Here is a 19,072-nt window from a genome sequence, read left to right on the forward strand (position 1 = left end):
TTACCGTGATCAACGTGACCGATTGTACCAACGTTAACATGCGGTTTATTACGTTCAAATTTTTCTTTAGCCATTTTTCAATTACCTTAAAGTTTCTTTGCTATAAAAAATAAAAGCAACAGTCAAAACGACCGCGCTTGTTGTAAATCATTAATGGAACCCTAACGAGTTTCCATTATTTTTTGTGCTACCAATTTCGGTGCTTCATTATACTGCTGAAACTCCATAGAGTAAGATGCACGACCTTGTGTAGCACTACGCAAGTCGGTAGCATAACCGAACATTTCGGCTAAGGGTACCAATGCATTTACAATTTTCGAACCTGCTGGACCTTCGTCCATACCGTCAATAATACCTCGACGGCGGTTTAAATCCCCTACAACATCACCCATATTGGCTTCAGGTGTAGTTACTTCAACTTTCATTATCGGCTCTAAGATAACAGGATTCGCTTCAAGCGCCCCTTTTCTAAAGCCCATAGATGCAGCGACTTTAAATGCCATCTCGTTAGAGTCGACATCATGAAAAGAGCCATCATAAAGTGTAACCTTTATATCTAATAATGGATAACCAGCGACAACACCACTGTCCATTTGCTCTTTACAACCTTTTTCGATCGCAGGGATAAATTCTTTTGGTACAGTACCGCCAACGATTTCGTTAACAAACTCGAAACCAGCACCTTCTTCATTTGGCTCCATTTTCAACCAAACATGACCATATTGTCCTTTACCACCTGATTGACGAACAAATTTACCTTCAACTTCAACCGTACTGCGAATTGTTTCTCGGTAAGAAACTTGTGGATTACCAACATTACATTCAACGCCAAATTCACGCTTCATACGCTCAACAAGAATATCTAAGTGTAGCTCACCCATACCTGATATAATTGTTTGTCCAGTTTCGTCATCCGTTGCCACTTTAAATGACGGATCTTCTGCAGCCAGTTTACCTAATGCAATACCCATTTTTTCTTGGGCTGCAAGTGTTCTAGGCTCTACTGCAACCGAAATAACCGGTTCAGGAAACTCCATACGCTCAAGTGTAATTACATTTCCACCGTCACATAAAGTATCACCCGTAGTCACATCTTTCAAACCTATTGCTGCAGCAATATCACCCGCACGCACTTCTTGAATTTCTTTTCTGTCATTTGCATGCATTTGAACAATACGGCCGAAACGTTCTTTTTTGCCTTTAACGGGATTATAAACACTATCTCCAGTCTTCACTACACCTGAATATACACGGAAGAAAGTTAATGTTCCAACAAAGGGATCAGTCGCAATTTTAAAAGCCAGTGCTGAAAATGGTGCACTGTCATCTGCTGGACGAGTTCCTTCTGTTTCATCTTTATCATCATTAATACCAGTAATCGCTGCTACTTCTGTAGGCGAAGGTAAGTATTCAATAACCGCATCTAGTACCGCTTGCACACCTTTATTTTTAAAAGCACTGCCACAGCCACATAAAATGATCTCATTCGAAATAGTTCTAGCGCGTAAACCTACTTTTATTTCATCTTCAGTTAAATCACCTTCTTCAAGGTATTTATCCATTAAGTCATCATTAGCTTCAGCAGCTTCAGATACTAAATTGTCACGCCACTCTTCAGCAATATCCTGTAAATCAGTTGGAATATCTTCATAGCTGAAAGTCATACCATGATCATCTTCATTCCAGTTGATAGCTTTCATTTTAACAAGGTCAACAATACCTTGAAAGTCATCTTCAGCACCAATGGGAATATAGATAGGCACAGCATTAGCACCTAAACGCGTTTTAAGTTGTTCTACAACTGAGAAAAAGTTAGCACCTGTTCTATCCATTTTATTAACGAATACTATGCGAGGTACTTCATATTTTTCCATTTGACGCCAAACAGTTTCTGTTTGTGGCTGAACACCAGATGAACCACATAACACAAGTACAGCACCATCAAGCACACGTAGTGAACGCTCAACTTCAATCGTAAAATCAACGTGACCAGGCGTATCAATAATATTGATATGATGATCATCAAATTGTGCTTCCATCCCCTTCCAGAAACAAGTGATTGCGGCAGAGGTGATAGTTATACCACGCTCTTGCTCTTGCTCCATCCAGTCTGTAGTTGCGGCACCGTCGTGAACTTCACCAATTTTATGTGATAAACCAGTATAAAATAATATACGTTCCGTGGTTGTCGTTTTACCTGCATCTACATGCGCACAAATACCGATATTACGATAGCGCTCTATAGGGGTTATACGGGCCAATTTTAATTCCTCTTGCAGTTATTAATTTACTTAAAAGTTAAATTAAATATCTTAAACCGAGTTCAGGTTAAATAATTAAATCAATTAAACATTTAATTGCGTAAACACTTAATTTATTTAACTATGATAAAAAACACATATTGTAAAAACAAGTATGGCTAGCAAGAATAATCTTGCTAGCCATGTGCTTACCCAAAGATAAGTCTTTAAGTAAGCATTACATTCAAACAGTACTTGGTTATTACCAGCGGTAGTGAGCGAATGCTTTGTTAGCTTCAGCCATACGGTGAACGTCTTCACGTTTCTTAACCGCTGAACCTTTGCTGTCAGACGCATCTAACATTTCGTTAGCTAGGCGCTGAGCCATTGATTTTTCACCACGTTTACGAGCTGCTTCAACTAACCAACGCATGGCTAGTGCATTACGACGCACTGGACGTACTTCAACTGGCACTTGATAAGTTGAACCACCAACACGACGAGATTTAACTTCGACTTGTGGACGGATGTTATCTAATGCTTCTTCGAACATCTCTAAATGAGTTTTCTCAGTATTTTTTTCAGTTAAAATGTCTAATGCACCGTAAACAATTTTTTCTGCAGTAGATTTTTTACCATCAACCATAAGGATGTTGATGAATTTTGCTAAAAGTTCGTTATGGAACTTAGGATCTGGCAATATTTTACGTTGCCCTACGACGCGTCTTCTTGGCATCTTAATTCTCCGTGTTATTCAGGTTTTACCCAAAATATATAAATTTTAAAAATTTGTTAATTTGGCCTTACTTAACGTTTCTCATCTTTTATCTACCAAGTAGATAAAGAGGGGAAAACTTAAGATTTAGGTCGTTTAGCACCGTATTTAGAACGGCCTTGTCTTCTATCGCTTACACCAGAACAATCTAGCGCGCCACGAACGGTGTGATAACGCACACCTGGTAAATCTTTAACACGACCACCACGGATTAAAATCACGCTATGCTCTTGTAAGTTATGACCTTCACCACCGATGTATGAAGTTACTTCGAAGCCGTTAGTTAAACGAACACGAGCTACTTTACGTAATGCTGAGTTAGGTTTTTTTGGTGTAGTTGTGTACACACGAGTACAAACGCCACGACGTTGTGGACAAGCTTGTAACGCCGGAACGTTACTTTTTGTTACTTGTCTAACACGTGGTTTACGTACTAGTTGGTTAATAGTTGCCATTATAGCTCCTGATTAGATAAAACAATGGGTAATTTTTATTGACTAAGTTTGCCAAATCACCCGCTAATAAACGTGAAATAATCTTACCTTAAAATTCAATGTCTACTAGGCACAGAATATAAGGTCGCGAAATTCTATAGGTCAATGGCCTAAGTGTCAAGTTATTAGTGAGGTTTCGGGTAACTATAGGCATAAAAAAACCGCACTCAAAAGAGTACGGTTTTTTATTTAATATTTATCATTTTAAAAGCTAAACAGTCTGTTCAACTCTAGATGATTAGTATTAACTTATTACGAGCCTAAGTCTGCACTTAAAGCATCAGCTAACGCTTTTTCAGCATCATCAGCAGATACTGTAGTATCTTCATGTGCGTCAAAAGCTGCTTTGGCTTTAGCACGTTCTTGATGATAAGCATAACCTGTACCTGCAGGAATTAAGCGACCAACAATAACGTTTTCTTTCAAGCCACGTAAGCCATCTTTCTTACCAGCAACAGCTGCTTCAGTAAGTACACGAGTCGTTTCTTGGAAAGATGCAGCTGAAATGAATGATTCAGTTGCCAATGATGCTTTAGTAATACCCATCATTTGCATTTCATATTCAGCAGGCTGTTTGCCTTGCTCTTCAAGTTCACGGTTTGCGATATTAACGCGCGCCACTTCAACTTGCTCACCTTTAAGGAACTCACTATCACCCGCATCAAGAATTTCACACTTACGGATCATTTGACGTACGATAACTTCGATATGCTTATCGTTAATCTTAACACCCTGTAAGCGGTATACTTCTTGTACTTCGTTTACGATATAGTTTGCTACAGGAGCAACACCACGTAAACGTAAGATATCATGTGGAGACTCTGGACCATCGGCAATAACTTCACCTTTAGCCACTTGCTCACCTTCAAACACGTTTAATTGACGTGTTTTAGGTATCATCTCTTCGTATACTTCTCCGCTAGGTTGAGTGATTAATAAACGCACTTTACCTTTGGTTTCTTTACCGAAGCCAATAACACCTGTTTTCTCTGCAAGGATAGCAGGTAGTTTAGGTTTACGCGCTTCAAATAAATCAGCAACACGAGGAAGACCACCCGTGATATCACGAGTTTTCGAACTTGCTTGTGGTATACGAGCTAACGCATCACCAATACTTACATCGGCACCATCTTCAAGGTTAACGATTGCATTACCTGGTAAATAGTAAAGTGCTGGAATTTCAGTACCCGCGATCATTACATCTTTACCTTTAGCATCGACTAGTTTCAATGCTGGACGCATTTCTTTACCACTAGCGCTACGTTGTGCAGCTTCAGTAATAACAATGCTTGATAAACCAGTTAATTCATCTGTTTGACGAACCATAGTTACGCCATCAATCAAATCAACAAACTGTACTTTACCTTTTACTTCAGTAATGATTGGATGAGTATGCGGATCCCAGTTGGCAATAGTATCGCCAGCAGTAACAGCTTCGCCATCATTCTTAGAAAGTACAGCACCGTAAGGTACTTTGTAGTTTTCAGTTACACGACCCATTTCATCAATAACGGTAAGTTCTGATGAACGTGAAGTAATAACAAGATGCTTATCTGAGTTAGTAACAAATTTAGCATTTTGTAACTTCAATGTACCTGAATTGTTAACTTGTACGCTGTTTTCAGCAGAAGCTCTTGATGCTGCACCACCGATATGGAATGTACGCATGGTAAGCTGAGTACCTGGTTCACCAATTGATTGTGCTGCCACAACACCAATTGCTTCACCTTGGTTAATCATATGACCACGAGCCAAATCACGGCCGTAACAATATGCACAAATACCAAAATCTGTTTTACAAGTAATAATTGAACGTACTTTTATTTGATCTACTGAATTCTCTTCAATAACATCACACAAAGCTTCATCTATTAACGTGTTACGAGGAAGTAATACTTCATCAGTGTTTGGAATTAATACATCTTCACAAACTACACGACCTAACACACGCTCACGTAACGGCTCAACAACATCACCACCTTCAATCAATGGCGTCATTAATAAGCCATCTTCTGTACCACAGTCGTGCTCTGTTACTACTAAATCTTGTGCAACATCAACTAAACGACGAGTTAAGTAACCCGAGTTAGCTGTTTTAAGTGCCGTATCGGCCAAACCTTTACGCGCACCATGTGTTGAGATGAAGTATTCAGATACATTCAAACCTTCACGGAAGTTAGCTTTGATTGGTGTTTCGATGATTGAACCATCTGGTTTAGCCATCAAGCCACGCATACCCGCTAACTGACGAATCTGTGCAGCACTACCACGAGCACCGGAGTCAGCCATCATAAAGATAGAGTTAAATGAATCTTGCTCTTCCATTACACCATCACGGTTTAGGATTTGCTCTTTTGATAAGTTATCCATCATCGCTTTAGATACTTTTTCGTTCGCAGACGACCAAATATCAATAACTTTGTTGTATTTCTCACCAGCAGTAACAAGACCTTGGTCAAACTGTGCTTGAATTTCAGCAACTTCAGCTTCTGAATCTTCAATGATAGTGTACTTAGCATCAGGAATAACCATATCGTCGATACCAACAGAAGCACCAGCGATCATTGCATAATGGAAACCTGTATACATAATATGGTCAGCGAATATTACAGTATCTTTTAAACCAAGGTTACGATAAGCATGGTTAATCAACTTTGAGATAGCTTTTTTAGCTAACGGTTGATCAATAACGTCATATGGTAAACCTTTAGGACAAACTTGCCATAAAATAGCACGACCTACAGTAGTATCACGTAAACTAACTTTTTCTTCGAATTCGCCATTCGCATTTTTAACATGCTCAGTAATACGAATTTTAACACGTGCATGAAGCTCAGCTGCGCCGGTACGGTAAGCTTTTTCAGCTTCTTTAGTATCAACAAATACCATACCTTCACCTAAACCATTCACACGATCACGTGTTAGGTAATAAAGACCTAATACAACATCTTGTGATGGAACGATGATTGGCTCACCATTTGCTGGCGCTAATACGTTGTTAGTTGACATCATCAACGTACGTGCTTCCATTTGTGCTTCGATTGTCAACGGTACATGTACCGCCATTTGGTCACCATCGAAATCGGCATTGTATGCCGCACAAACTAATGGGTGAAGATGAATTGCTTTACCTTCAATTAGCACTGGTTCAAACGCTTGGATACCTAATCTATGCAATGTTGGTGCACGGTTAAGCATTACTGGATGTTCACGGATTACTTCATCAAGTACATCCCAAACTTCAGCGCCTTCACGTTCAACTAATTTCTTAGCTGCTTTGATAGTTGTCGCTAAACCACGACGCTCTAATACACCGTAGATAAATGGTTTGAATAATTCCAATGCCATTTTCTTTGGTAAACCACATTGATGTAATTTCAATGTTGGACCAACAGTGATTACAGAACGACCTGAGTAATCTACACGCTTACCAAGTAAGTTTTGACGGAAACGACCTTGCTTACCTTTAATCATATCGGCAAGTGATTTAAGAGGACGTTTGTTAGAACCAGTAATAGCACGACCACGACGACCGTTATCTAAAAGTGCATCAACAGATTCTTGTAACATACGTTTTTCGTTACGTACGATAATATCTGGAGCAACTAAGTCTAGAAGACGTTTTAAACGATTGTTACGGTTAATAACACGACGGTAAAGATCATTAAGATCTGAAGTCGCGAAACGACCGCCATCTAGTGGTACTAATGGACGTAAATCAGGCGGTAAAATAGGTAGAACATTCATAATCATCCACTCAGGCTTATTGCCTGAAGCAGCGAATGCTTCCATTAATTTTAAACGCTTAGTAATTTTCTTACGTTTAGTCTCACTACCAATCTCTGGCAATTCTTCACGCATCTGCGCTACTTCACCGTCAAGATCAATTTGTTGTAGTAAAGCTAATACCGCTTCAGCACCCATTAGGGCATCGAATTCATCACCATGTTCTTCTAACGCATCAAGATACTCTTCTTCCGTTAAAATTTGGCTTTTTTCTAGTGTTGTCATACCTGGTTCGGTAACAACATAAGATTCGAAATAAAGCACACGTTCAATATCACGTAACGTCATATCAAGTAATAAACCAATACGCGAAGGTAATGATTTTAAAAACCAAATATGCGCAACAGGGCTAGCTAATTCAATATGCCCCATACGTTCACGACGAACTTTAGTTAAGGTAACCTCAACGCCACATTTCTCACAGATAACACCGCGATGTTTTAAACGCTTGTATTTACCACAAAGACATTCATAGTCTTTTACTGGTCCAAAAATACGCGCACAAAATAAACCATCACGTTCTGGTTTAAACGTACGATAGTTAATGGTTTCAGGCTTTTTAACTTCACCAAATGACCAAGAACGTACCAAGTCCGGCGATGCTAGACCGATGCGAATACCATCAAAATCTTCTGTTTGATTTTGTTGCTTAAGAAACTTAAGTAAATCTTTCACACTATTCTCCTGTCGGAGTTAAATCTCTAGAAGAAGGTAAATATCTTACCTTCTCCCCTTACTGCGTCACAGGTTATGTTAATAACCTGTGGTCAGCTACTTATTACTTAGAGCCTAATCTAAGTCTAGTTCAATATTTATACCTAAAGAACGAATTTCTTTAAGTAATACATTGAATGACTCAGGAATACCCGGATCCATACGATGATCACCATCAACTAAGTTTTTATACATCTTAGTACGACCAGCAACATCATCAGACTTAACCGTTAGCATTTCTTGTAGAGTATAAGCTGCACCATATGCTTCTAGTGCCCATACTTCCATCTCACCAAAACGCTGGCCACCGAACTGAGCTTTACCACCAAGTGGTTGCTGAGTTACTAATGAGTATGAACCAGTTGAACGCGCATGCATTTTGTCATCAACTAAATGGTTTAGTTTCAACATATACATGTAGCCAACAGTTACAGGACGTTCAAACTCACGACCTGTACGTCCATCAGTTAATGTAAACTGACCACTTTGAGGCATATCTGCAAGTTTAAATAACTCTTTAATTTCTTTTTCTGCAGCGCCATCAAATGCTGGTGTTGCAATCGGTAAACCTGCACGCAAGTTACCGGCTAAACGCAATACTTCATCATCAGAGAAACTAGCAACATCAACTTCTTGACGAGATTCACCGACATTGTAAACTTCTTGAAGGAAGTTACGTAGTTTATGAATTTCTTGTTGTGCTTCTAACATACGATTGATTTTTTCACCGATACCGCGACACGCCATACCTAAATGAGTTTCTAAAATCTGACCGATGTTCATACGTGATGGAACACCTAATGGGTTAAGCACTACATCTACTGGCACACCGTATTGATCGTATGGCATATCTTCAACAGGTACTACGTTTGAAATAACACCTTTGTTACCATGACGACCAGCCATTTTATCACCTGGCTGAATACGACGTTTAACAGCTAAATAAACTTTAACTATTTTTAATACGCCTGGTTGTAAATCATCACCTTGCGTGATCTTACGACGTTTAACTTCAAACTTCTTATCGAAATCTTCTTTAATGTTGTCGTATTGCTCAGCAATTTGTTCAAGTTCAGCTTGTTGTTCTTCATTAGATAAGTTTTGCGTTAACCACTTATCACGAGACATTGAAGTTAAATCTGATTCACTTAAGCCTGCAGACAATAATAATTTCTTAGTACGTGCGTAAATACCATCTTCTAAAATGCTTAGTTCATCGCCAAGATCTTTCTTAACTTCTCTAAGTTGCATTTCTTCAATTTCTACTGCACGAGCATCTTTTTCAACACCGTCGCGCGTAAATATTTGAACATCAATGATAGTACCTTTTACTGAATTTGGTACACGTAAAGAGCTGTCTTTAACATCAGCCGCTTTCTCACCAAAAATTGCACGTAAAAGTTTTTCTTCTGGTGTTAATTGCGTTTCACCTTTAGGAGTAACTTTACCCACTAAAATATCACCGCCATTAACTTCAGCACCAATATAAACAACACCAGCTTCATCTAATTTAGATAACGCTGACTCACCAACATTAGGAATATCAGCAGTAATTTCTTCTGATCCTAATTTAGTATCACGAGCGATACACGTTAGTTCTTGAATATGAATAGTAGTAAATCTGTCTTCAATTGCTACACGCTCAGATAACAACATTGAATCTTCAAAGTTGTAACCATTCCAAGGCATGAAAGCGATACGCATGTTTTGACCTAAAGCCAATTCACCCATATCTGTAGAAGGACCATCAGCTAATACATCACCACGTACAACAGGTTCACCCATACGACACACTGGACGTTGGTTGATACAAGTGTTTTGGTTAGAACGTGTATATTTAGTTAAGTTATAAATATCAATACCGGCTTCACCAGCATGCATTTCTTTTTCATTAACTTTAACAACAATACGTGAAGCATCAACATAACTGACTACACCACCACGTTTAGCTACGGCTGTAACACCAGAATCAACTGCTACAACTTTTTCCATACCAGTACCAACTAACGGCTTATCTACGATAAGTGTTGGTACTGCTTGACGTTGCATGTTCGATCCCATCAAAGCACGGTTAGCATCATCGTGTTCAAGGAATGGAATAAGTGACGCAGCAACAGAAATAATTTGTTGTGGCGATACATCCATATACTGAACTTCAGCAGGTGCTTTTAATGTAAATTCATTTTTATGACGACAGTTAACTAAGTCTTCAGTTAACTTATTATCTGCGTCATTTACAGCGTTTGCCTGAGCGATAACAAAGTTACCCTCTTCAATTGCTGATAAATAATCAATATCATTAGTCACTACACCGTCAATAACTTTGCGGTATGGAGTTTCTAAGAAACCAAAATCATTAGTACGTGCGTAACAAGAAAGCGAGTTGATCAAACCAATGTTTGGACCCTCTGGCGTTTCGATTGGACAAACACGACCGTAATGCGTTGGATGTACATCTCGTACTTCAAAACCAGCACGTTCACGCGTTAAACCACCTGGACCTAATGCAGAAATACGACGCTTATGCGTTACCTCTGATAACGGGTTGTTTTGATCCATAAACTGAGACAACTGTGAAGAGCCAAAGAACTCTTTCACTGCCGCAGAAATTGGTTTAGCGTTGATTAAATCTTGTGGCATGATTGCATCTAAGTCACCAAGACTTAAACGTTCACGTACAGCACGCTCAACACGAACTAAACCTACACGGAATTGGTTTTCAGCCATTTCACCAACAGAGCGAATACGACGGTTACCTAAATGATCGATATCATCAACTTCACCTTTACCGTCACGAATGTCGATTAAGGTTTTCATTACTGAAACAATATCTTCTTTAGATAAAATACCAGAACCGATATCATCAGCATTACCAACACGACGGTTAAACTTCATACGACCTACAGTAGATAAGTCATAACGTTCAGAAGCGAAGAATAAATTATTAAATAATGTATCTGCTGCATCTTTTGTCGGTGGCTCGCCTGGGCGCATCATACGGTAAATTTCAACTAACGCTTCTAAGCGGTTAGTTGAGCTATCAACACGTAACGTATCTGACATATATGAACCAACATCGAATTCATTCATATATAAAGTAGATATTGTTTTATGACCTGCTTGGCTAAGCTCTGCTAATAACTCCAACGTTAATTCAGCATTTGCTTCAGCAACAACTTCACCCGTAGACTTGTCGATATAAGCTTTTGATAAAACTTTACCAACAATATATTCAGCTGGTACTTCTAATTTATCAATTTTTGCTTTTTCTAAAGAACGAATGTGTCGTGCAGTGATACGACGACCTGATTCAACTAATACTTCACCTTTCTTAATTGAAATGTCGAATGTAGCAGTTTCACCACGAAGACGATCAGGAATAAGATCCATGACCAACTTATCACCTTTGATAACAAAGTTAGTTGTGTCATAGAAAATATCTAAAATTTCTTCTGTAGAATATTCTAATGCACGTAGCATGATTGACGCTGGTAATTTACGACGTCTATCGATACGAACAAATAAATTATCTTTTGGATCAAATTCAAAATCTAACCATGAACCACGGTAAGGAATAACGCGTGCGTTATATAAAACTTTACCCGATGAATGCGTTTTACCTTTATCGTGATCAAAGAATACACCAGGAGAACGGTGTAATTGTGAAACGATAACACGCTCAGTACCATTAATTACAAAAGTACCGTTATCTGTCATCAACGGGATTTCACCCATGTACACTTCTTGTTCTTTGATATCTTTTACAGTACCTGCCGGAGCTTCTTTATCGTAAACCACTAAACGTAATTTAACGCGTAGCGGTGCAGAATAAGTTACACCACGTATTTGACATTCTTTAACATCAAATAACGGTTCACCTAAACGATAGCTTACATATTGTAATTCTGAGCTACCTGAATAAGCTTTAATTGGGAAAATAGAACGGAAAGCAGCCTCTAGACCGGTTTCACCTGTGGTATCAATATCAATAAACTTGCGGAAAGAATCGAGTTGAATGGACAACAAAAATGGATATTCCATTACTTGTGCACTTTTACCAAAGTCCTTTCTAATTCGCTTTTTCTCAAAGTATGAGTAAGCCATGGGGTTCCTCAGCTTGCTGGTTATGGCCAAATCTGCCTTGTAAGTTTTCCTTACATAGACAGGTTATTTAGATAATGTTTACGTCTAAACATTACTAGATGATCAAAAGTCATCTAACACTTAATAATGCACTGTTTTCTTAAAAAAACATATTATGTTTTTCTAGCAATAAAAAGCGCAAAAAGGCCGGTGACGTTTAAATCACCAGCCATGCCTTTTCAGGCAAATAATCTGTTTATTAACAGACTATTTGATCTCAACAGAAGCACCAGCTTCTTCAAGAGTTTTCTTAAGCTCTTCTGCTTCAGCTTTATCTACGCCTTCTTTAAGCGTACCAAGAGCTTCAACTAAGTCTTTAGCTTCTTTAAGGCCTAAACCTGTAGCGCCACGAACTGCTTTGATTACTGCAACTTTCTTCTCACCGAAGCCAGTTAAAACAACGTCAAATTCACTTTGTTCTTCAGCAGAACCACCAGCGTCACCGCCAGCAACAGCAACAGCTGCAGCAGCTGATACGCCGAATTTTTCTTCCATTGCTTCGATTAATGCAACAACGTCCATTACTGACATTTCAGCAACTGCGTTTAAGATATCGTCTTTTGAAATAGACATACTATAATTTCCTAATTTTAATTAAACAGATTTTTTTTATAAAAAATACTGTTTGAAATAACTATAAATACAAAAAGCTTGGTTTTAAGCAATAAACTTAAATAACCTATGCAGCTTCTTGTTCTTTCTGATCGCGAACTGCAGCAATCGTGCGGACTAATTTGCCTGCAGATGCTTCTTTCATAGCGCTCATTAAACGGGCAATAGCTTCGTCGTAAGTAGGTAGCTTAGCTAACATATTTACGTCTACAACATTACCTTCAAATGCAGCTGCTTTTAATTCAAATTTTTCGTTAGTTTTAGCGAAATCAGTGAATAAACGTGCAGCAGCACCTGGATGTTCGTTTGAAAATGCAATTAATGTAGGTCCTTTAAATGTGTCATCAACACATTCAAATTCAGTACCAGCTACTGCACGACGTGCTAATGTGTTACGGACAACTTTCATCCATACGCCATTCTCACGTGCTTGCTTACGTAGCACTGTAATTGCTTCAACTGTTACACCGCGGGCATCCGCAATAACAACTGATTGAGCGCCAGCGGCAGCTTCTTGAACTTCAGCAACAATTGCTTTTTTGTCATCAAGATTGATAGCCATTGGCTTTAACTCCTGGTTCACCGGGGTTTATGCCGGTATTTACAATCCCTAGAATACATAATTGTATACTAGGCCATTACGGCGAGGACCAGAATTTAAGGAAAAAATATCTGGGTAATCACCATCTACGTAGGAAATATTAAGTTTTAATCTTCATCGGAATTCCAGAAGGAAAACCTATTCAATAAAAACTCCTACGGTCTTGGACGGGGGTTATATCATTGAATTTAAAAGATTTTCATCTAAAAAACAGCAATATAACTCCTACCAAAATTTAAGGGGCGAAATTATAGATTATAATTTCGCCTTTGTAAAGCTTCAATCAAAAAGCCCTACTTTATCAATATTAAGCTTGCGATAAACTAGCTTGGTTAACGGCTACGCCGGCACCCATAGTAGTTGAAAGAGAAACTTTTTTAAGATATTGACCTTTAGCATTTGCTGGTTTTGCTTTTTTAAGTGCATCTAACAAAAACTCTAGGTTTTCTTGTAACTGTGCAGGTTCGAAATCAGCCTTACCAATAGTAGTATGGATGATACCGTTCTTGTCGTTGCGGTAACGAACTTGACCAGACTTAGCGTTTTTAACAGCGCCAGCTACATCAGGAGTTACAGTACCAACTTTAGGGTTAGGCATTAAACCACGTGGGCCTAAGATTTGACCTAGTTGACCAACAACACGCATAGCGTCTGGAGAAGCGATTACAACATCAAAGTTCATTTCGCCTTTTTTAACTAGCTCAGCTAAATCTTCCATACCAACTACGTCAGCACCAGCTTCTTTAGCTTTTTCTGCATTTGCACCTTGTGTAAATACAGCAACACGTACATCACGGCCCGTACCATTTGGTAATACTGCAGCACCACGAACGTTTTGATCTGATTTACGAGCATCAATACCAAGGTTTACAGCAACATCTACGCTTTCGCGGAATTTTGCTGTAGCAAATTCTTTTAATAAAGCAACTGCTTCAGTGATATCATATTCTTTTGTTACGTCTACTTTTTCACGGATAAGACGAGCGCGTTTTGATAATTTAGCCATTGATTAGTCCTCTACCACTAAACCCATTGAACGAGCAGAGCCCGCAATGGTACGCACTGCAGCTTCTAATGAACCAGCAGTTAAATCAGGTTCTTTTGTCTTAACGATTTCTTCAAGTTGTGCTGTAGTAACAGTACCAACTTTTTCTGTGTTAGGACGACCAGAGCCGCTTTTCACACCAGCAGCTTTTAGAAGTAAATAAGCAGCAGGTGGAGTTTTAGTTTCAAAAGTAAATGAACGGTCATTATATACAGTAATTACTACTGGAACCGGAGCATTTTTCTCTAAAGAATCTGTTTTTGCGTTAAACGCTTTACAGAATTCCATGATGTTAACACCATGTTGACCTAATGCAGGACCAACCGGTGGTGACGGGTTAGCTGCACCAGCAGCTACTTGTAGCTTGATTAAAGCTTGGACTTTTTTAGCCATTTTAAAATACCTTTATTGTGGGTAGTTAACGCAAATTACTGCGAACAGTTTTCGCTTCCCTGTTTACTAAATCGTATTTTAACCTAATTTATTCAAAAAGGCTGATTTAGGCCGCGCTAAAAAAACGCGGCAGCGGATTATATATTAATCAATCACTAAGTTTCAAGTACTTTTCGACGAAGACTAATTAATAAAAACAAAAAACCAAAGACAGAGCTTTGGTTTTTTTATTCATAATTATGTATAAAGAAGCTTAGCTTCCTTTTTCTACCTGACCAAATTCAAGATCAACCGGTGTTGAACGACCGAAAATAAGTACAGATACTTTAATTCTATTCTTCTCATAATCAAGTTCTTCAACAACACCATTAAAGTCTGCAAATGGTCCGTCAATAACACGAATAACTTCGCCTGGTTCAAACAATGTTTTAGGCTTAGGCTTATCAGTATCAACTAAACGCTGTAATATGCGATCCGCTTCTTTTTGAGTTATCGGTGCAGGTCTTTCTTTAGTACCACCAATAAAACCTAATACGCGTGGAACACTTTTAACTAAATGCCATGATTCGTCATCAAGCTCCATGTGAACAAGTACGTAACCAGGAAAGAATTTACGAGAACTCTTACGCTTTTGGCCAGCTCTCATTTCCACTACTTCTTCTGTAGGTACTAGAATCTCACCAAACTTTTCTTGTAGACCATTGATTTCAACATGCTCTACTAATGTTTTTTGAACACGACCTTCATAACCAGAGAAAGCCTGTACAACATACCATCTTAACTTTGGATTTTGATTAACAACTTTTTCTTCTGTCTCTTCGCCTTCGCTACCATCAACAGAATTTTCAATAAAACCTTCAGACATTATAATACCTTCATACCTGTAATTAAGCCGACCGCCCAGAAAAGAACAGAATCTAAACCCCAAAGTAGTAATGACATTAATAATGTAACCACTAAAACAATACCTGTTGTTTGGATAGCTTCTTGGCGTGTTGGCCAAACGACTTTACGAACTTCAGTTCGTGATTCTTTAGCAAATGCAACAGCAGTACGACCCTTTAATGTTTGCATAGCAATTAAACCTGCAACACCCACAGCAACTACAACTCCTACAGCACGTAGTAATACTGATTCTTGACCATAATAATAGTTACCACCAATAGCGGCAATTAATAATAAGACAATAATGCCCCATTTTAAACCGTCTAATGAGTTACTTGGTTGTTCTTCTGTACTTGCATTCATATTTCTATCCGTAATTGTCATCAAATGTGAAACTGTTTAGAAACGCGATTTACGCGAAGCCTTTATCAATATGGCAGGGGTGGAGAGACTCGAACTCCCAACCATCGGTTTTGGAGACCGCTGTTCTACCAATTGGAACTACACCCCTACAATGCATTTAGTATTTAAACGTCTACTAAAGCAATAGTTACACTTATCGGATGAATCTTAGTTTTTTGGGAATTAAGAGATACTCGAGAAGTGAGGCGCTATTATACTCAGTCAATCAGTTTACTCAAGGGATATTTACAAGATAATCGATAGCTGTCCTATATAAAATTAGGCTTTACGTTAAAAAATAACATTAAAATATCTAATTATAAGGGTAACAAATAGCTCATATCTCTTAAATCAATCTTAGTAATTTTCAATTTCTGCAGCTAAACTTACCATCTTAAACCTATAATACTACTTATCATTTACTACAATCCCCACCGTAATAATACGCTGGTCAACCATTTCTCTAACATATAAATGAATATTTTCTAATTGTGCCACAGCATCTATGAAGGGTGCCGTATCAAGGGTTGACTTAATTAGTTGTTCTAATGTCGCTTGCCCTTCCCCCATAATTTCAATACCGTAAGAGTTTCCTATATGGTCAACACAAGTATTCCCTTTAACTTTTAATTCTCTATTCGGTAATTCTTCACTCTCAGTATCAAGTTTTCCTGAAAAAACATAATCAACAAATGCACGTATGCTTGGCTTTAATACGATAAATATTTGATCTTCAGATTGTAGAAGTGTTGACCCTCGTGGTGCAATAACTTTACCTGATCGAGTGATCATCGCCATAACGGCATGCTCAGGAAGGGCTAAATGAGAAATACGTCGGCCTATAGCTGGAGAATTGGAGCCTAACGTATATTCCACAATATCTGCATCTACGTCACCAAGCGCAGTAATCTCTAGTGTTGCTGCAGGAGTTACTGGTGGTGGTAAGGTTAATTTTAGCTTCTTCGCCATCCAAGCTAAACTTGAGCCTTGTAAGGTCGCTGAAATAAGCACAACAAAAAAGACCACATTGAAAATAAGCGATGCACCAGGCAAGCCAAAAATCAAAGGAAATATTGCTAATATTATCGGTACAGAGCCTCGTAATCCAACCCATGAAACCAGCGTAATTTCCCGCATATTAAAGCCAAATAATGCTAGCGTAGGAATAACAGCAAGTGGCCTAGCAACAAATATTAAGACGAAGGCTATCAGTAAACCTTCAAACCATACATCTAACAAAGACGTTGGCGTTATTAATAAGCCTAAAACAACAAACATGGTTATTTGACTTAGCCAGGCTAAACCATCATGGAAGAGAAAAGTACTACGTTGGAAAACAAAACGACTATTGCCGATAACAACACCGGTAATAAATACAGCTAAAAATCCACTACCACCAATATTAGCTGTAATACCAAAAGATAACATACCACAAGCAGCGACTAATACTGGATACAAACCAGCTGAAACTAACTGAATACGATTAATCAATTTAACAGAAAGCCAACCAACAGTCAGTCCTACAACAGCGCCTAGCCCCATTTGAGATATAAACATCAAGAATAAATCTGTACCTGGCTTCATGCCATTAACAAGTACCTCTAACAATCCAACAGTTAAAAATATTGCCATAGGATCGTTTGAAGCACTCTCAATTTCTAATGTTGCTTTTAACTTTTTATTCAGGTGAATACCTGCGTTTCTCAGTAATGAAAATACAGCAGCTGCATCCGTTGAACCAACGATTGCACCAAGTAACATACCTTGAAGTAACGGTATCTCTAAAATATAAGCCGCGGCTAGCCCTGTAACGATACCAGTAATTAATACGCCAAAAGTAGCTAATGCAGAGGCAGGCTTCCAGACACGTTTAACCGCTTTAAAAGGTGTTTGTAACCCACCATCAAACAATATAATAGCTAAGGCTAAGGTGCCTAAGGAATGAGCAGCATCCGCGTTATCAAAGAAAATTCCTCCAGGGCCATCTTCACCTGCTAGCATGCCGACTATTAAAAATAGTACAAGTACAGGTAAGCCTAAGCGAGCAGATAACTTACTCGAAATAATACCAAGTAAAATAAGAACTGCTGATAACAATATTATTTGGTCGATTAAAAACATATTTACTCTCATTAGTAGCCATTAAATAGCTATGATTTATTGTAAAAATTATTAAATATTACATCTAAGAACAACTTTACTGAGCCAATTAATGACATAACTACAGTATTGGTCTTAACAATCAAATTGATAAATGGGTAAAATACATATCCATCAAAAATGAATCTATGCAAAGATAAAAGTAAGACACTAGATTATTTAGATGTTACACAACTTGACTTTGTTTGAGTCATTCATGACTAAGTTGTATTGCTAATTTTCTGAGGAACACTCTAGCTCTACTTTATCAAATATTGTGCCACCATAATATTTTATTTTATTTTATTTTGTTATATCACTTATATAAAAGCGTATAAATCAAATGAAAAATATTAAGGCATTCTTCAAAAAGTATCTTTGGCTACATCTATATTTACAACTTTACAGCTCTAAGTTGCGTCTCACTACGTCCATATATAAGGTATATTTTATCAAAATCAACAAGGTAATATTCCATGTCATTAGTTGCCAATAGTTAAGCTATAAATCTGTTAGCTATAAAAAAAATAAGGTAAGTAGTAATAAAGATACAATCATTAGAATGTGACGATAAGACAATTAATAGCGGCATATAGTAATCCATTATATTGGCATTTCATTTGCCTTTAAGACATTGAGGCCAGCTTATGATGAGAGTTATACCCGTTTTATTAATTAAGTGAACAATCTTATACGTAGAAAAAATGGCCAAATTCAAGGTGTCTATTTAACAACACGTTGTACTAATTATTAAATAAATAAAAACAAAAAAGGCCGCAGAAGCGACCTTTTTTATTCATTAACCTTTTGTGTTCGCTAACCAACAGGTTAACTACAATAAAG

At 38.1% G+C, this 19,072-nt stretch carries 12 protein-coding genes, 1 tRNA gene and 1 pseudogene; all 14 read right to left on the reverse strand.

All coding sequences use genetic code 11. The annotated features are described in order from the left end of the window. Window positions 1-74, reverse strand: a pseudogene (locus Q4496_RS17170) (elongation factor Tu); the annotation flags it as partial. A gap of 87 nt (window positions 75-161) precedes the next feature. Further along, on the reverse strand, window positions 162-2,261 hold the full coding sequence (fusA, locus tag Q4496_RS17175) for an elongation factor G (protein WP_303610904.1): 2,100 nt from the start codon (window positions 2,259-2,261) through the stop codon (window positions 162-164). 241 nt (window positions 2,262-2,502) lie between these two features. Next, complete coding sequence (rpsG, locus tag Q4496_RS17180) at window positions 2,503-2,976, reverse strand: 30S ribosomal protein S7 (RefSeq protein ID WP_215972895.1); 474 nt, start codon at window positions 2,974-2,976, stop codon at window positions 2,503-2,505. Window positions 2,977-3,095: 119 nt separating this feature from the next. Continuing rightward, the gene (rpsL, locus tag Q4496_RS17185; protein ID WP_011045492.1) at window positions 3,096-3,470 is read right to left on the reverse strand and encodes a 30S ribosomal protein S12; all 375 of its coding nucleotides are present in this window, start codon (window positions 3,468-3,470) and stop codon (window positions 3,096-3,098) included. Window positions 3,471-3,761: 291 nt separating this feature from the next. Beyond that, window positions 3,762-7,970 carry a DNA-directed RNA polymerase subunit beta' gene (rpoC, locus tag Q4496_RS17190; protein ID WP_215972896.1) on the reverse strand — a complete coding sequence of 1,403 codons (4,209 nt, stop codon included), beginning with the start codon at window positions 7,968-7,970 and terminating at the stop codon, window positions 3,762-3,764. Window positions 7,971-8,084: 114 nt separating this feature from the next. Further along, window positions 8,085-12,113: a DNA-directed RNA polymerase subunit beta gene (gene rpoB, locus Q4496_RS17195; protein ID WP_215972897.1), complete on the reverse strand. Its 4,029-nt coding sequence runs from the start codon at window positions 12,111-12,113 to the stop codon at window positions 8,085-8,087. Between the two features lie 246 nt (window positions 12,114-12,359). Further along, on the reverse strand, window positions 12,360-12,725 hold the full coding sequence (gene rplL / locus Q4496_RS17200) for a 50S ribosomal protein L7/L12 (protein ID WP_215972898.1): 366 nt from the start codon (window positions 12,723-12,725) through the stop codon (window positions 12,360-12,362). A gap of 106 nt (window positions 12,726-12,831) precedes the next feature. Next, window positions 12,832-13,326, reverse strand: coding sequence for a 50S ribosomal protein L10 (gene rplJ / locus Q4496_RS17205; protein ID WP_215972899.1), 495 nt, complete (start codon window positions 13,324-13,326; stop codon window positions 12,832-12,834). Window positions 13,327-13,672: 346 nt separating this feature from the next. Further along, on the reverse strand, window positions 13,673-14,371 hold the full coding sequence (gene rplA, locus Q4496_RS17210) for a 50S ribosomal protein L1 (RefSeq protein WP_215972900.1): 699 nt from the start codon (window positions 14,369-14,371) through the stop codon (window positions 13,673-13,675). A 3-nt stretch (window positions 14,372-14,374) separates the two neighbouring features. Next, window positions 14,375-14,803, reverse strand: a complete 429-nt coding sequence (gene rplK, locus Q4496_RS17215; protein WP_215972901.1) for a 50S ribosomal protein L11 — start codon at window positions 14,801-14,803, stop codon at window positions 14,375-14,377. A gap of 253 nt (window positions 14,804-15,056) precedes the next feature. Then, window positions 15,057-15,668 carry a transcription termination/antitermination protein NusG gene (nusG, locus tag Q4496_RS17220; RefSeq protein ID WP_215972902.1) on the reverse strand — a complete coding sequence of 204 codons (612 nt, stop codon included), beginning with the start codon at window positions 15,666-15,668 and terminating at the stop codon, window positions 15,057-15,059. Then, the gene (gene secE / locus Q4496_RS17225; protein WP_215972903.1) at window positions 15,668-16,051 is read right to left on the reverse strand and encodes a preprotein translocase subunit SecE; all 384 of its coding nucleotides are present in this window, start codon (window positions 16,049-16,051) and stop codon (window positions 15,668-15,670) included. Before secE ends, nusG begins: the two co-directional genes overlap by 1 nt. 71 nt (window positions 16,052-16,122) lie before the next feature. Beyond that, window positions 16,123-16,199, reverse strand: a tRNA-Trp gene (locus tag Q4496_RS17230). A 299-nt stretch (window positions 16,200-16,498) separates the two neighbouring features. Next, window positions 16,499-18,211 (reverse strand): potassium/proton antiporter, encoded by a 1,713-nt coding sequence (locus Q4496_RS17235; RefSeq protein WP_215972904.1) that lies wholly within the window; start codon window positions 18,209-18,211, stop codon window positions 16,499-16,501. Window positions 18,212-19,072: the final 861 nt, after the last annotated feature.

The sequence above is a fragment of the Colwellia sp. 5_MG-2023 genome, from assembly GCF_030547795.1.
In the GTDB taxonomy this organism is placed as follows: domain Bacteria; phylum Pseudomonadota; class Gammaproteobacteria; order Enterobacterales; family Alteromonadaceae; genus Colwellia.

Coding starts and splice junctions, on each gene's coding strand:
- rpsG (WP_215972895.1), bottom strand. CDS start 2,976: ATGCCAAGAAGACGCGTCGTAGGGCAACGTAAAATATTGCCAGATCCT.
- rpsL (WP_011045492.1), bottom strand. CDS start 3,470: ATGGCAACTATTAACCAACTAGTACGTAAACCACGTGTTAGACAAGTA.
- rplK (WP_215972901.1), bottom strand. CDS start 14,803: ATGGCTAAAAAAGTCCAAGCTTTAATCAAGCTACAAGTAGCTGCTGGT.
- nusG (WP_215972902.1), bottom strand. CDS start 15,668: ATGTCTGAAGGTTTTATTGAAAATTCTGTTGATGGTAGCGAAGGCGAA.
- rplJ (WP_215972899.1), bottom strand. CDS start 13,326: ATGGCTATCAATCTTGATGACAAAAAAGCAATTGTTGCTGAAGTTCAA.
- rplL (WP_215972898.1), bottom strand. CDS start 12,725: ATGTCTATTTCAAAAGACGATATCTTAAACGCAGTTGCTGAAATGTCA.
- Q4496_RS17235 (WP_215972904.1), bottom strand. CDS start 18,211: ATGTTTTTAATCGACCAAATAATATTGTTATCAGCAGTTCTTATTTTA.
- secE (WP_215972903.1), bottom strand. CDS start 16,051: ATGAATGCAAGTACAGAAGAACAACCAAGTAACTCATTAGACGGTTTA.
- rpoB (WP_215972897.1), bottom strand. CDS start 12,113: ATGGCTTACTCATACTTTGAGAAAAAGCGAATTAGAAAGGACTTTGGT.
- rplA (WP_215972900.1), bottom strand. CDS start 14,371: ATGGCTAAATTATCAAAACGCGCTCGTCTTATCCGTGAAAAAGTAGAC.